Annotated in this window: 8 protein-coding genes; all 8 read left to right on the forward strand. The window is 63.5% G+C overall.

Going from position 1 to position 16,114, the window contains the following annotated elements; genetic code table 11:
• The 8 genes from QOS90_RS24385 to QOS90_RS24420 all read left to right on the forward strand — a co-directional run bounded on the left by QOS90_RS24385 (position 1) and on the right by QOS90_RS24420 (position 15,891).
• Complete coding sequence (locus QOS90_RS24385; protein ID WP_085274178.1) at positions 1–1,035, forward strand: AraC family transcriptional regulator; 1,035 nt, start codon at positions 1–3, stop codon at positions 1,033–1,035.
• A 72-nt stretch (positions 1,036–1,107) separates the two neighbouring features.
• Positions 1,108–5,580, forward strand: a complete 4,473-nt coding sequence (locus tag QOS90_RS24390; protein WP_159455788.1) for an NEL-type E3 ubiquitin ligase domain-containing protein — start codon at positions 1,108–1,110, stop codon at positions 5,578–5,580.
• A 67-nt stretch (positions 5,581–5,647) separates the two neighbouring features.
• On the forward strand, positions 5,648–10,246 hold the full coding sequence (locus QOS90_RS24395) for an NEL-type E3 ubiquitin ligase domain-containing protein (protein WP_143491105.1): 4,599 nt from the start codon (positions 5,648–5,650) through the stop codon (positions 10,244–10,246).
• An 89-nt stretch (positions 10,247–10,335) separates the two neighbouring features.
• A complete protein-coding gene (locus QOS90_RS24400; RefSeq protein WP_085274195.1) occupies positions 10,336–11,982 on the forward strand; it encodes an acyl-CoA synthetase in 1,647 nt (548 codons plus the stop codon).
• Between the two features lie 12 nt (positions 11,983–11,994).
• On the forward strand, positions 11,995–12,762 hold the full coding sequence (locus QOS90_RS24405) for an SDR family NAD(P)-dependent oxidoreductase (RefSeq protein ID WP_085274181.1): 768 nt from the start codon (positions 11,995–11,997) through the stop codon (positions 12,760–12,762).
• Between the two features lie 12 nt (positions 12,763–12,774).
• Positions 12,775–13,968: an acetyl-CoA C-acyltransferase gene (locus QOS90_RS24410; RefSeq protein ID WP_085274182.1), complete on the forward strand. Its 1,194-nt coding sequence runs from the start codon at positions 12,775–12,777 to the stop codon at positions 13,966–13,968.
• An 8-nt stretch (positions 13,969–13,976) separates the two neighbouring features.
• The gene (locus QOS90_RS24415) at positions 13,977–15,104 is read left to right on the forward strand and encodes an acyl-CoA dehydrogenase (protein WP_027596554.1); all 1,128 of its coding nucleotides are present in this window, start codon (positions 13,977–13,979) and stop codon (positions 15,102–15,104) included.
• Between the two features lie 13 nt (positions 15,105–15,117).
• Positions 15,118–15,891: an enoyl-CoA hydratase gene (locus QOS90_RS24420; RefSeq protein WP_027596553.1), complete on the forward strand. Its 774-nt coding sequence runs from the start codon at positions 15,118–15,120 to the stop codon at positions 15,889–15,891.
• The last annotated feature ends 223 nt before the right edge of the window (positions 15,892–16,114 follow it).

The following is a 16,114-nucleotide window of genomic DNA, read 5'->3' on the forward strand; positions in this document are numbered from 1 at the left end:
ATGAGCGATAAAGACACCATCTCCATGCAACTGGTGCGTGAAGCCCTGTTGCAGACCTGCCCGGCCGGGCAGCCCGATGTCGGCGTGTTGCAGCGTGCCGGCATCGACCCGGCGCAGCTCGAGTTGCCCCAGGCACGTGTCTCTGCCGATGCCTATGCGCGGCTGTGGCGGTTGCTGGCGCGTCGCTGCAACGACGAGTTTTTCGCCATGGACCCGCGCGGGCTGCCGGTGGGCAGCCTGGCCTTTCTGACGCGTGCGGCCATGGCACAACCCACCCTTGGGGCTGGCCTTGAAATCGCCATGGGCTTTCTGTCGCTGATGCTCGAAGACCTGCAGCCAAGCCTGGTGCGCCAGCAAAGCCTGGCCGAAATCGTCATCAACGAGCCGCGTGAGCAACCGCGCCGGGCCTTTACCTATTTCACCTTCTGGATGATCGTGCACGGCGTCGCGTGTTGGCTGGCGGGGCGGCGCATTCCGATCCTGGCCATCGACCTGCGCTGCGCCGAGCCGCCGTTCTGTGACGATTACCGGGTGATGTTCTCGGAAAACCTGCAGTTCGAACGCCCGCGCTCGCGCATCATCATTGCGGCCGACTGCCTGGACCTGCCGCTCAAGCGCACACCGCAGGAATTGCAGCGGTTTCTGGCCGAGGCGCCGGGCAACATCCTGGTCAAGTACCGCGACCCGGCCAGCCTCGCCCGGCGCATCCGTGGCCAACTGCTGGCCCTTGACCCAGCGCAGTGGCCGGATGCCGAAAGCCTTGCGCACGGCTTGTGCCTGTCTGGCGCGACCCTGCGGCGGCGCTTGGCCGACGAGGGCCAGACTTATCAGCGGCTCAAGGACAGCGCCCGCCGTGAGCTGGCCATTGCCTGGCTGGCGCAAACGGAGCCGGCTCTGGGCGAAATCGCTGAGCGGCTGGGGTTTGCCGACAGCAGTTCGTTCTACAAGGCTTTTCGCAAGTGGTTTGGTTGTAACCCGGGGCACTACCGGGCGTTGATCCAGGCAGAAGGCCAGGGCGAAGCGCGAGGCGATTGAAGCGTTTCCAGCTTATGGGTAGGGCATACAGGCACAAGCATGTACGGCCCATCGCCTACCACTGGAACCGCCATGCCCACGCCAACTGCCACTCAGCAATCGCCTGCTGTGCAAGCGAAGCTGTCGACTGCAACGGATGACTTCATCAAGGGCCAGTTACCCGACTGGCTGAAGCGCGCCACACCCGCACAGATCAATACGCTGCGCAGCCGTTTCAGTGAGCACAAGAAAAGCCAGGAGTTACTGCACGACGCAATCGGTGGCTTGCCTGCGCTGCGTGAATTTGCCGAGGCGCATTTTCAAACGCTGCTGCCAGACACCTTGCCGCAAGGCGTGCGTTTGGCTGATTTGTCCTGGATCAAAGTGGCCAACGCAGCCCAGCCGGATCTGAACAGGTTTACCTACCCCCGCAAGTACACCTACGAACCCGCGCTGGCCCGCCTGATGCAGGGCTTGCAAGCCGGTGCTGATTTTGTGTTGAGCAAGGGCCTGGGCTTTGAAGGTAGCACCACCCTGTTGGTGGAAGCCGATGAGGCGTTTATCGAACGCTGCCGGCAACTGGATGTGGGCAGGCGCTACCAGGATGAACTTGACCAGGTCTACAACCCGCAGAACCTGAACCTGCTTGCCGCGGACAAACGCAACGGCTTCAGCCTGGCCGTCGAGCTTGCTGCGCTCAAAGGGCACCTTACCGCGTGGGAGCATGCAGCCCTGCGCGATGTTGCGGCGTTTGCCCCGAATACCTATGGGCAGCCCAAACCGCACAGTGTCAGCACGCTCGATATGCTCGAGCAAACGCTTTCCAATACCTTGCTGATTGAGCTGCATACCCCCACCAATGTCAGCCAGGGTGTGCTGCTCTACCTGCCAGGCGATTCGCATAATGCCTTGCGCCGCTATGGCTCGATCACCGAGATGCAGCAGACGCTTGCCGTCGAATTGCAGCAAGCGGGCTTTCGCCAGGCGTTGGCGCAACAAGTGAGCCTGAAGCAGCGTCCTGGGTTTGTGCGGACACTCGGCTTGCGCTTGCAGGACACCCAGCCGGACCTGTCGCTGACGCGGGGTGAAATGGTCGAGGACGCCTTTCTTACGCTGGCCAGGCTGCAAGTGCTGCAGGCAAAAGACGACGCCCGGTTGCTGCTGGTGCCCACCGCCGACGTCGACAACGCTGCAGACGAGCACAGCCTGCAGATGTGGAAGGCGCTGGGCATCGGCGTGGTCAACCTAGCCGGGCTGTTCGTGCCAGCAGTGGGCGCGTTGCTGTTGGGGCAACTGGTGGTACAGACCTTGTCCGAGGTGTTCGAGGGCGTCAGGGATTGGTCGCGGGGCCATCAGCATGAGGCGCTGCAGCATTTTCTGAGCGTCGCCGAGGTGGTGGCGCTCGCCGGCGCCACGGTCGCCGGGGTGGCGGTGGTGCGCAGTGTGTTCGTCGACAAGCTCGAACCCGTCGCGCTGGGCACGCAGCAGGTGCGGCTCTGGAACAACGACTTGGCGCCTTACGAAACAACGCCTGAAGACCGAAGCCTGCAACCCGACGGTTTGTATGGCGCGGGCAAGCGCCGCTGGCTGCGTTTGCAGGCCCGCTATTACGAAGTGCATCGCCCTGTGGCCAACGGTTCTTGGTGCTTGCGCCATCCGCTGGACGACAGTGCCTATGGGCCGGCGCTGGTGCACAACGGCGAGCGCGGCTGGCGCTTGCAGCTCGACCAGCCACTGGCGTGTGACGACAGCGCCCGCATGCTCGATTGCCTGTGGCCACAGGACCCGCCCGTCGACAGGCAGACGGCTGAGCAGATCCTGAAGGTGGCCGGTATTGACCAGGATGAGTTGCGCGGTGTGCTGGTGGAGAACCGTCCGGCCCCCATCACCCTCGCCGACACGCTGCGCCGTTTTGCTGCAGACGCACGTATCGAGGCCTTCGCTCGCCATTTAAGCAACGAAACGCGCCTGCCCCGTGATGAAGAGCTGCTGACCTGGCTAAGCGCGCAGCGCGAAGTGGCAGGCCCCCAAGCCGGCCTACGCGACAGGTTGCTGCAACAGCTGCCGGCCATGCGTTGGCGTGCGTTCGAACATTTGGCCTATGCCCCGCGCTCTGCCGCATCGGTGGCCGGCCTGGTGTTGCGCGAGTTCCCAGGTTTGCCGAAGGGTTACATTCCTGAGGTATTGAAAGACTGCAGTGCAGTCGAGTATGCCATTGCCCGTCGCGAGCAGCGCTTACCACTGCCACTGGCCAGCAAAGCGCGAGCGCTGCTGCGCGCCGCACGCCTGACCCGTGCCATTGAAGGTTTCTACCTGGCCAGTGCCAGTTGCAGCGAAACCGATGAGCTTGCCGTCGCCTTGATGCGCAAACTGCCAGCGTGGCCCGCCGGGCTTGCGCTGGAGGTGCGCGAGGCGACCCCGCAGGGCCGGCTGGTGGCCAGCTTTGTTCCAGAGGGCCAGGAAACGGCGCGTATTAAGTTGGTTCGCATTGATCGGTATTTCCACCTGTACGATGCGCAAGGGCAAGCCCTGGCACAGACCCACCCGGTACCTGCCACGGTTTTCGAAGCCTTGGTCGCGGCGTTGTCGCCAGCCCAGTTACAAGCACTCGGCCTTGAAGGGAGTGACCCCGCCCTGGCCTTGCGAGAAAAGCTGCGAGCACAGTTGCCAGCCTCACACCAGGATTGTGTGGCACTGCTTGGGTGGACGCCGCAACAGCGCTGGTTCAACCCGGGCCAGCGCCTGGCCGATGGTCGCGTGGGCTATCTGCTCAGCGGCCGTGGTGCGGTGGTACAGACACCGCGGCAAACCTTGCTCACCGGCTTGCGCCGGCTTTTCCCGGGCTTGGACGACAACCAGCTGAGCCAGGAACTGGAGCACCTGCTGCAGGGCGAGGAGATGCCGTTTGCACGGCTGGCAGGTTTGCAGGATGACCATGAGCAATTGAATCGGGCGGTCAACCGTTGGGTATCCGCAGAGTTCAGCAACAGCAGGCGGGCCAGTCGGCAGTTGATCGCCGATCGGGTGCTCCGTGCCTGGCGTGGACAAGGGGAGCGCTTGTCACTGGGCTTCGGCGAACTGGCCAGCCTGCCGGCACTGCCGGGGCATGTGCAATTTCGCTTCGTCACGTCGCTGGTCATTAACGACACCGCCATCAGTAGTGTGCCGAGTGACTTTCTGCACAGCTTCACCCACGTGAACTACCTGAACCTCAGTGGTAACCGGTTGTTGAGTGTTCCGCCCGGACTCAGCTACCTGCCCCAATTACGGACACTACGGCTGTCGCGTAACTTGATCCGCCTGAGTGCGTCGGCTGTCGAGACACTTGCCGGGCTGTCCGAACTGTCACGGCTGGACCTGAGCTACAACCCGCTGGGGGCGCTGCACTTGCGCTTCAATCGGCTGCAGCAGCTGATGCACTTGAACCTGCGACATTGCCGGCTCGGTATCTGGCCGCAGTACATCGAGTTGTGCCAGAACCTGCAGGTGGTCGACCTCCGTGACAACCAGCTCAGCGCGGTGGCTGATGAAACACTGCAGATGCCGCAAGCCTTTCGGCAGGTGTTTCTGGTGGACCGCAACCGCTTGAGCAACCGCCAAGTCATGGCCCTTTACGCGCCAGAGACGATACCCGAAGTCGCGGACGCCGCGATGGACCCCGCCTACGTGCGCGACCTGTGGCTTCAGGACTCGCCTGAGTCACAGCAAATCGAGCGAGGCTTGGCATGGGCAGCAATGGCCACGCATCGCAACAGCGACGCTTTCGTTCAAGTGTTGGGGCAATTGGAGCATGCCTCGGATTACGAGCAGGCACGCCCGCACATCGCCGGGCAGGTTTGGTCACTGCTGGAGCAGATGCAACGCGATGACACGCTGCGCGATGCCGTGTTCGAGCAGGCTGCCGACACACCCTCGGGCGAAAGGCGCGCAGTGGATGTGTTCAGCCGGATGCAACTGCATAGCTTGCAGGCACGTGCTGCGGCTAATGCCCATCGGCTCGAGCGCATCAACGAGCATATCGGCTTGGGGCTCAGCCTGTTCCGGTTGGACTTCCTGGCAGTGATTGCACGGGAGACGGCCGCACAGGTGAATGAGCAGCGGGAAATCGCCCGGCTGGATGACCCCGCGTTGATGGGCTTGGCGGATGTCGATGTCCGGGACATCGACATGCTCTATCGCGTCAGGCTGAGGGAGGCCCTGAACCTGCCTGGCCAACCCCAAACCCTGCGTAACGCCGAGGCGCTGGGTGTCAGTGAGGCATCGATAGAGGATGCCAGGCAACGTATCGAGCGGGTGGGCGATATCGAGACGTTCGCCGAAGACTTGAGCCAGCGTGGCTTCTGGCAGCGCTACTTACGTAGCCAGCACGCAGAAGATTTTCTCGCCTTGGAGCGTGCTCATAGTGAGCGTGTCCGCAGGTTGCACGCCGAGCAGGCAGACGCACCTGCGCCAGTGCGTGCGCAGGCCTTGGAGAACCTGGAAATTGAGCACGAGTCAGCCCTGCACCGTCACAGCGTGGCACTGACGCGCTTCGAGCTGAGGACCAACCTGGCCCGCCAGGGCTGACATTAGCTGCGCCATCAGCCCTTGAACGTGCCTGCAGGGGCGGTTTTCCGGATTCAGGCAGAGGGTGGTGAGCCGCAGAGTTAGCGGCTCATCCTCCACTGTGATCACCACCATGACCGACCCGACCCCAGACCTCCCGCGCCAACAGGCAACCGATGCGTTCATCGCGCAAACGCTGCCTGATTGGCTGAAAAACGCCGATCACGAACAGTTGCTGGCCCTGCGCAGCCGCTTCGACGCGCACATTCAGAGCCAACAGAAGATTCAGCAGACGTTTGCCCGGCTGCAGTCGATCGACACGTTCGCCACAGCGTTGCTACAAGAGCGGTTGCGCGTCGCCATGGAACTGAACATCACGTTAGCCAAAGCGCAATGGCGAGAGCAGCGTTTCAAGAAAGTCGATGATGCGCCAGCCAAGCAGTTCGAACCCTACTTCCTGCGCCAGCCGGCCTTGCAGAGACTTATGCAGAATTTCAAGGCTGGTGAGTCGTTTTATCCAGATACTGGCCTGGTGTACCCGCACGATCCAGTAACGGGCGATGCGGAGGAGGTGTTGACCACCTCGGCTGACACACTGGTCGAGACCTGCCGGGTGCTGGATATTGGCAAACAGTACCAGCAGCACCTAGACACGCTGCTCAATGCCGACTGTACGGCCCTGATTGCCGAAGACAAGCGCTTGCAACTGGCCTTGGCGATTGAAATCGCGGCGTTGAAAGAGCAGCTACCGGACGATGACCTGGCGATGCTGCGGCGGATCTTGCAAGGCAAGCCACCGACGCACGCGCGCAGCAACCGCGCCTATGTCGGGGCTTTGACCGTGCTTGGCTGTCGGGTGGAGGGCGCTATGGCATTCGAGTGCAGGGATGTCGCCCCCTTGGTCGGCTCTGGGTCTTCCGTCGTGACCGGTGTCATCGTGTATCTGCCAGACGACCCTGAACAGTCGCTACGTGCCTATGGCACTTGGCGCGAGGCCAGCTTGGACCTTGGCAGGCGTTTGCGCGAGCCCGGCTATCAGCGGGCATTTAGCCAGCGCATCGCGTTAGCCGACCGGCCTGAGTACCTCACCACCTTGAGCAAACGCCTGGCCGATAAAAAGACCGATGCCCAGTGCGATTGCGAAGCGATCCATGAGGCGTTGTTCGCGACATTGGCAGCCCAGCAGTTGCAGCGGATTCGCGACAACGCGGGGTTTATCGCGGTGCCCACCGCGCAGGTCGATGCCCGGGTCAGCGCCCAGCGCCTGAAAACGCTGGAAGCGATAGGGATGGGCCTGCTCAACCTGGCCGGCCTGTTCGTGCCTGTGATCGGTGAGGTGCTGGCGGCCGACATGATCGGCCAGACGCTGAAGGAGGTGTGCGAGGGGGTCGAGGACTGGCATCAGGGGCATCGCCATGAAGCCATCGAGCACCTGCTGGGCGTCGCCGAAACGCTGGCGGTCGGCGCTGCCTTGGCTGGCGGTACAGCCGTGGTCGCCCGAGGCTTCACCCGCAGCGCGCAGGTCGATCAATTGTTGCCGGTCCTCAACGATGGTGGAGCGCCGCGGCTGTGGAACGGGGATATCAGCCATTTCGAGGACAAGGCGCCGCCCACCGACCTGCTGGCCCTGGACAACGGCTTGCTCGCCAAGGGGGAGGGGCGCTGGTGGCGCAACGGCGATACCTACTACCAGGTCAGGCCGGTGCCTGGGCGCAGTGCCTGGCAGCTGCGCCACCCGCAACGTGAGGCAAGCTTCGGCCCACTACTGGAATTCAACGGCGAGCGCAGCTGGCGCTTGCCGACCGAGCGACCCTTGGCATGGCAAGGGGAGGGGCTGCTGTTGGGGCGCCTTTGGCCGCCGGCGGCAGCGCTGAGCGATCAACGTATCGGGCAGATCCTCAAGGTGGCCGATGTCGACCAGGAACACCTGCGCGGGCTGTTGGTGGAGGCGCGGCCGTTACCGGTGGCGTTGCGTGACACGGTCGAACGGTTTGCCGTTGAGGCGCGCATCGAGGCGTTCTTCACGCAATTGGCCGATGGCCAACCCGCAGATGCCCCACTGTGGCAGTGGTGTATGGACAGCTTGCGCATCGAAGCGTTGTCTTTGGAGGAGCAACGCCTAGAACTGCTGGATGACGTGGCAGATTTGAGGGAGCAACTGCTGGAACATTTTTCGCGCCAATACCTGGCAGCAGACCCTTTGTTACCGTTGATCCGGCGAGACTTCAACGGCCTGCCTGACGCCTACGCGCTCGATGTGCTCAAGTCGGCAACCGACACCGAGCGCCAGTGGATGCTGAGGGAAGACCGCATCCCCTTACCGGTTGCCGAAAAGGCCCGTGAGCATTTGCAACTGTCGCGGCTGACGCGCATGCGTGAAGGCCTGTACCTCAAGGGCAGCTATCACCCCGATACGGTCAAACTGGTGTTTGCGCTGTTGCGCCAGCAGGCCAACCTGACCGGGGCGGTCGACTTGCAATTGCGCGAAGGCTCAGATGTCGGCCGGTTATTGGCGCAGTTGCAGCCAGACAAGGGCTCGGAATATGTCACCACGGTGTTGGTGAAGTGCCCTGGCGGGTTCAAGTGCTATGACGCGCAGGGGCGTGAAGTGGATATCGACCTGCGCGACCCCGTCGATATCGCCGACGTGTTGGCCAGGCACCTGGCCCCTGGTGATCGTGCTCGCCTGACCTGGGATGGCAGCCAGGCCCCCGAGCAAATCCGCAATGCGCTGCGCAGCTGGCTACCTCGCGAGCGTCAGGCGCAAGCCGACCTCATCGGGTTGCGCGAGATCAAGCCTACGCGCAGCCCTTTGCGAAGGCTTGCCGATGGGCGAGTCGGTTACCTGCTCAACGGGCGTGATGAACTGCCTGATTCGATCCGGCAAGACCTAGTCGGAGCGGTGGGGGATTTGTTCCCCTCTTTCCGCGCACTGGAAGTGGACCGCTACGTGTCGGTATTGCTCGAATCGCCGGAGACCGCGTATGCCGCGATGATCCGGCTGTACAGGGAATATATGGGAATGGACCGGGCTCTGCATGCCTGGATGTTGGACGTGCCTCCCGGCAACTTGCGTGGCGCGCGTCATCATGTGGCCAGCATGTTGCGCCGCAGTTGGCGCCTGGAAGGGCTGCGCATCGATGCCCAAGGCGCGAGTCGGGAGTATCGGCGCTTGAGCCTAGTCGGGATTGAGGTCGGGAGCTTGCCCACATTGCCTGTCGGCACACAGTTCGGTCATGTCACCGACCTGGGCTTGATCGGCCTGCGCCTGCAGACGTTGCCACAAGGTTTTCTGCGCTGCTTCACGGGGCTGCGATTACTCAATCTCAGCAATAATGCCCTGACGACGCTGCCAGCGGAGATCGCCGAGCTGAATCTGCTGAGCAGCCTGCGTGTGTCACACAACCGCATCCGCATGACCGAGGCGTTAGCGACCAGCCTGAGTGGGTTGTCGCAGTTGGACACGCTGGACCTGAGCTTCAACCGCTTGGGCGGCGTCAGCCTGCAATTGGGTGAGTTGGCACACCTCAGGGTGCTGAACGTGCGGCGGACCAACCTGCAGACCGTACCCGTCGGGCTTGAGCGTTGTGTACAGCTGGAGTCGGCCAACCTGCGTGACAACCGCATCGCCCACGTGCGGCAAAGCCTGTTCGCCATGCCCTTGCAGCGTCGTCGCGCGGTACTGCTGGAGAACAACCCGCTGGCACTGGCCGAGCGTGAACGTTTTCATGCCGTCAACCCACTGCCGGCCCTACCGCCAGAGCCTGCCGAGAACTTTGCGCAAGCCCGGGCGCAATGGCTGGAGCAATTGGATGAGCCCGCCAGGGCTGGCCGCGAGCTGCAGTGGAATGCATTGCAGGCCCTTGATGAAAGTTCTGAGTTTTTCAGTTTGCTGAGGGCGTTGACCCTGACCAGCGACTTCCGGCGCGAACCACAGGACCTGGCGCGCCGGGTATGGACGGTGATCGCGGCGGCCAGCGAGGATGCTGCCTTGCGTGATGAGCTGTTTGAAACGGCCTCTTCACGTGGCTGTGTGGACAGCGTGATCTCGTGTTTCAGTGCGCAGGAGGTGGGCGTCATGGTGGCGCAGGCGATGCGCGCCGAAGGGGCTCCGGCGCAGCAAGGCGCCTTGCTTGAACTGGCTTCAGGCCTGTTCCGGCTGGAGCAAGTCGAGGCCCAGGCGCGTTTGGATATCGAGCGACGCGTGGTGCTGGAGGAGGACAGGTTGCGCGGCGCCGGGTTGGCCGAGGCTGATGCGGCACAGCGGGCCCGTGACAGCGTGGATGAGATTGAGGTCAGCTTGGCTTACCGAATTGGCCTGGCACGTGTGTTGAGCCTGCCGGGTCAGCCAAAAACCATGCAGTTCGAGGCACTGGGTGGCGTCAACCAGCAGCAGCTCGACAATGCCGCGGCTTCAGTGCGCTGGGCAGAAAGTACCGATGCACTGGTGAATTACATCAGTGATCGGGATTTCTGGGTCAGGTACCTGCGGGCACGCCATGACGATGAATTCGTCCAGATCAGGCAACCGTTCGATGAGCAAATGGAGGCAGAAAGCCCGCTGGATGCAGCGCGTGGGAGGCAGATCCAGCTTGCATACGATGAGGCTGAACGGCGGTTGATCCTGCGCCTGACGCGCAAGGCCCTGAGCGAACAGGCCTCAGGCCAAACCGCTCATCACGATTGAGCAATTAGGCCATTGCCGAGCGGCAGGTGTAGCGACACCATCGTCAGATAACGGGTGCACTCCAACAATAAAAAGCCAGGAGTCTGATGATGCGTAACTACGCCGAGGCCGCTCGTGCCTTCGACCATGCACAGGCCGCCGCTGATGCCCTGCAGGGCGATCTGTCTGCGCTCAACGCCTGCGTCGAATGCTGCGACCGCCATGTGGGCAGCGACAAGCTCGCCCTGCTGTGGGTGAACCGCGACGGCGAAAGCCAGCCGTTCACATTCGATACGCTGTGCGAGCAGGCCGCGCGTTTTGCCAACGTGCTCAAGTCCCAGGGTGTAAAAGCGGGAGACCGCGTTGCCGGCCTGATGCCCCGTACCCCGCAGTTGCTGGTGACCATCCTGGCCACGTGGCGCCTGGGTGCTGTGTATCAGCCGCTGTTTACTGCGTTCGGGCCCAAGGCCATCGAGCATCGCCTGGAACAGTCCGGGGCCAAGGTGGTGGTCACCGACAGCCAGAACCGCGCCAAGCTGGATGAGGTGCACGGTTGCCCAACAATCATCAGCGTGCTGGCTCGCGTCGGCGAGCTGGACTTCCAGCAGAGCCTGGACAGCGCCGCCGAGCACTGCCCGCCGGTCATGCGGACGGGCGACGACCCTTTCCTGTTGATGTTCACTTCCGGCACTACAGGCCCGGCCAAACCCCTCGAAGTGCCGCTGCGCGCGATCGTTGCCTTCCAGGGTTACATGCGCGACGCCATCGACCTGCGGCCTGAAGACAACTTCTGGAACCTGGCCGACCCGGGTTGGGCCTATGGGCTTTACTACGCGGTCACCGGCCCGCTGGCGCTGGGCCATGCCACCACCTTCTACGATGGCCCGTTCAGCGTTGAAAGCTGCGCGCGGATCATCGACCAGTTTGGCATCACCAACCTGGCCGGTTCGCCAACCGCGTACCGCCTGTTGATCGCGGCAGGCAGCGAATTTTCCGCACCGATCAAAGGCCGCCTGCGGGTGGTCAGCAGCGCCGGCGAGCCGCTCAACCCAGAGGTGATCCGCTGGTTCGCCGACGAGCTAGGGGCAACCATCCACGACCATTACGGGCAGACCGAACTGGGCATGGTGTTGTGCAACCACCATGGCCTGGAGCACCCGGTGCACCTGGGGTCTGCCGGCTTTGCCATCCCTGGGCACCGCATCGTGGTGCTGGACGAGCAGGGCGCGGAGCTGCCGCCTGGCCAGCCCGGCATCCTCGCCGTGGACCGCGAGCAGTCGCCGTTGTGCTGGTTTGGTGGCTACCACGGCGTGCCGACCAAAGCCTTCGTCGGCAAGTATTACCTCAGCGGCGACACGGTCGAACTCAATGCCGATGGCAGCATCAGCTTCGTGGGCCGCAGCGACGACGTGATCACCACCTCCGGCTACCGGGTTGGCCCGTTCGACGTGGAGAGCGCGCTGATCGAGCACCCGGCGGTGGTCGAGGCGGCCGTGGTCGGCAAGCCCGACCCTGAACGCACCGAGCTGATCAAAGCGTTCGTCGTCCTGGCCAAAGGCGTGGAGGGCACCCCCGAGCTGGAAGAAACCCTGCGCCAGCACGTGCGCAAGCGGCTGTACGCCCACGCCTACCCCCGCGAAATCGAATTCGTCAGCGAGCTGCCCAAGACCCCGAGCGGCAAGCTGCAACGCTTCATCTTGCGCAACCAGGAAATCGCCAAACAACAGGCCCAACTGGCCGCTCACGCCAGTGCCTAAAGGAACGACACCATGCAAATAGCCAACAAACACTTTATCGTCAGTGGCGCCGCATCCGGGCTGGGTGCCGCCACCGCACAGATGCTGATCGAGGCCGGTGCCAAGGTCGTGCTGGTCGACCTCAATGCCCAGGCGGTCGAAGCCAAGGCGCGTGAGCTGGGCGACAACGCCCGCTTCTCGGTCGCCGACATCAGCGACGAGCAGGCCGCCAAGGCTGCCGTCGACGCCGCCGTCAGCGCGTTTGGCAGCCTGCATGGGCTGGTCAACTGCGCCGGTATCGTCGGCGCCGAGAAAGTCCTGGGCAAACAAGGCCCGCATGGCCTGGCCAGTTTCGCCAAGGTCATCAACGTCAACCTGATCGGCAGCTTCAACCTGCTGCGCTTGACTGCAGCAGCGATGGCCGAGGGGCCGGCGGATGAGAGTGGCGAGCGCGGGGTGATCATCAATACCGCCTCTATCGCTGCTTATGACGGGCAGATCGGCCAAGCTGCGTACGCGGCATCCAAGGGTGCCATCGCCAGCCTCACCCTGCCAACGGCCCGTGAGCTGGCGCGTTTCGGCATCCGCGTGATGACCATCGCCCCGGGCATTTTCGAAACCCCGATGATGGCCGGCATGACCCAGGAAGTGCGTGACTCGCTGGCCGCCGGGGTGCCGTTCCCGCCGCGTCTGGGCCGCCCTCAGGAATACGCTGCACTGGCCCGCCACATCATCGAGAACAGCATGCTCAACGGCGAGGTGATCCGCCTCGACGGCGCGCTGCGCATGGCTGCCAAGTAAGGAGTAATGAACATGACCCTCGCCAACGACCCAATTGTCATCGTCAGCGCCGTGCGCACGCCCATGGGCGGCCTGCAGGGCGACCTCAAGAGCCTCACCGCACCGCAGCTGGGGGCCGCAGCGATTCGCGCTGCGGTCGAGCGCGCCGGCATCGAAGCCACCAGCGTCGAACAGGTACTGTTCGGTTGCGTGCTGCCGGCAGGCCTGGGCCAGGCCCCCGCGCGCCAGGCAGCGTTGGGCGCCGGCTTGGACAAACACACCACCTGCACCACCTTGAACAAGATGTGTGGTTCGGGCATGCAGGCCGCGATCATGGCCCATGACCTGCTGCTGGCCGGCAGCGCCGATGTGGTGGTGGCGGGTGGCATGGAGAGCATGACCAACGCGCCCTACCTGCTGGACAAGGCCCGGGGTGGCTACCGCATGGGCCATGGCAAGATCATCGACCATATGTTCATGGATGGCCTCGAAGACGCCTACGACAAGGGCCGTTTGATGGGCACCTTCGCCGAGGATTGCGCCCAGGCTGGCGCTTTCAGCCGCGAAGCCCAGGATGCCTTTGCCATCAGCTCGTTGACCCGCGCCCAGGACGCCATCAAGCAGGGCCGTTTCAGCGCCGAGATCGTTCCGGTGGAAGTCACCGAGGGCAAGGAAAAACGCGTCATCAAGGATGACGAGCAACCGCCCAAGGCGCGCCTGGACAAGATCCCGCAGCTTAAACCGGCCTTCCGTGAAGGCGGTACGGTGACGGCCGCCAACGCCAGCTCGATTTCCGACGGCGCTGCTGCACTGGTGCTGATGCGCCGCAGCGAAGCCGAAAAGCGCGGCTTGAAACCTTTGGCCGTGATCCATGGCCATGCGGCCTTTGCCGATGCGCCCGCGCTGTTCCCCACCGCGCCGATCGGGGCCATCGACAAACTGATGAAACGCACCCGCTGGAACGTGGCCGAGGTGGACCTGTTCGAGATCAACGAAGCGTTTGCCGTGGTGACCCTGGCGGCCATGAAACACCTCGACCTGCCACACGACAAGGTCAATATCCATGGCGGTGCCTGCGCCTTGGGCCACCCGATCGGCGCCTCGGGCGCGCGCATTCTGGTGACCTTGCTGTCGGCCCTGCGCCAGAACAACCTGCGCCGCGGCGTGGCGGCCATCTGCATCGGCGGTGGCGAGGCCACGGCCATGGCCGTCGAATGCCTGTATTGAGGTGAACCATGTTGGTAACTGACGAGCAACAACAGATCGCCGACGCCGTGCGTGACTTTGCCCAGGAGCGCCTGCGCCCGTTCGCCGAACAGTGGGACAAGGCCCACCGCTTCCCGCGGGAAGCCATCGACGAGATGGCTGCCCTGGGCCTGTTCGGCATGCTGGTGCCGGAGCAGTACGGCGGCAGTGACACGGGCTATGTGGCGTACGCCATGGCCCTGGAAGAAATTGCCGCAGGCGATGGTGCCTGTTCGACCATCATGAGCGTGCACAACTCGGTGGGCTGCGTGCCCATCCTGAAATTCGGTACCGAGCAGCAGAAGCAGCAGTTTCTGGCACCGCTGGCCAGCGGCGCGATGATCGGCGCCTTCGCCCTCACCGAGCCTCAAGCCGGCTCCGATGCCAGCAGCCTGAAGACCCGCGCACGCCTGGACGGCGACCACTACGTGCTCAACGGCAGCAAGCAGTTCATCACCTCCGGCCAGAATGCTGGCGTGGTCATCGTCTTCGCTGTCACTGACCCGGAGGCGGGCAAGCGTGGCATCACGGCGTTCATCGTGCCGACCGATTCGCCGGGCTACCAGGTTGCCAGGGTCGAGGACAAACTCGGCCAGCATGCCTCGGACACCTGCCAGATCGTCTTCGACAATGTGCGGGTGCCGGTCGCCAATCGCCTGGGCGAAGAGGGGCAGGGTTACAAGATTGCCCTGGCCAACCTTGAAGGGGGCCGTATTGGCATTGCGTCGCAGTCGGTCGGCATGGCCCGGGCGGCCTTCGAGGTGGCCCGCGACTATGCCAAGGAGCGGCAGAGCTTCGGCAAGCCGCTGATCGAGCACCAGGCCGTGGCCTTCCGCCTGGCCGACATGGCCACGCGCATTGCCGTGGCCCGGCAGATGGTGCTGCACGCCGCGGCCTTGCGTGATGCCGGGCGGCCGGCCTTGACGGAGGCGTCGATGGCCAAGCTGTTTGCCTCGGAAATGGCCGAAAAGGTCTGTTCGGACGCCTTGCAGACCCTGGGCGGTTATGGCTATCTGAGTGACTTCCCGCTGGAGCGGATCTACCGCGACGTTCGGGTCTGCCAGATTTACGAAGGCACCAGCGACATTCAGCGCATGGTCATTGCGCGCAATCTTTGAAGGAGCAGTCTGCATGGCATTCGAAACCATCCTGTTGGACATCCACGGCAAGGTCGGCCTGATCACCCTCAACCGGCCGCAGGCGCTCAATGCGCTCAATGCTCAGATCGTCGGCGAGATCAACCAGGCCCTGGACCAGCTCGAGCGTGACCCGAGCATCGGCTGCGTGGTGCTGACCGGCTCGGCCAAGGCCTTTGCCGCAGGTGCCGATATCAAGGAAATGGCCGACCTCCAGTACCCTCAGATCTACGTCGACGACCTGTTCAGTGACGCAGACCGGATTGCCAATCGGCGCAAACCGATCATTGCGGCGGTATCGGGCTTTGCCCTGGGCGGTGGGTGTGAGCTGGCGATGATGTGCGACTTCATTCTGGCAGCGGACAATGCCCGGTTCGGCCAGCCTGAGATCAACCTTGGGGTGTTGCCGGGCATGGGCGGCACCCAGCGGCTGACCCGCGCGGTGGGCAAGGCCAAGGCCATGGAACTGTGCCTGACGGGGCGCTTGATGGGCGCCGAGGAGGCCGAACGTGCCGGGCTGGTGGCGCGTGTGGTACCGCAGGCTGAGCTGGTCGAAGAAGCCCTGAAGGTGGCGGCGACCATCGCCAGCAAGTCGATCCCGGTGAGCATGATGGTCAAGGAAAGTGTCAACCGGGCCTTTGAAGTGACCCTGAGTGAGGGGGTGCGTTTCGAGCGTCGGGTGTTCCATGCGGCCTTTGCCACTGAAGACCAGAAGGAAGGCATGAGCGCTTTTATCGCCAAGCGCGAGGCACAGTTCAAGGATCGTTGATCCCGCCTTCACAGGCGTGACTGGCCCGAAATAGATGTAGGAGCAGCCTTGTGCTGCGAAGCGCCGCGCGAGCGGCGCTCTATCTCATGGCCGCTGCATAACCCAAGGCAGCCACCTGTCAGCCCAGACGCGCCTGTACCCCCTGCCACCCGAGCACCGACCAGCGGATTCTGCTCAATCGAATCAAATTCGCCTCCGATTGCAGTTGCTCCACGCGACGTGG

Source organism: Pseudomonas sp. LAIL14HWK12:I10 (assembly GCF_900184205.1).
GTDB classification, from domain to species: Bacteria; Pseudomonadota; Gammaproteobacteria; order Pseudomonadales; family Pseudomonadaceae; genus Aquipseudomonas; species Aquipseudomonas kermanshahensis.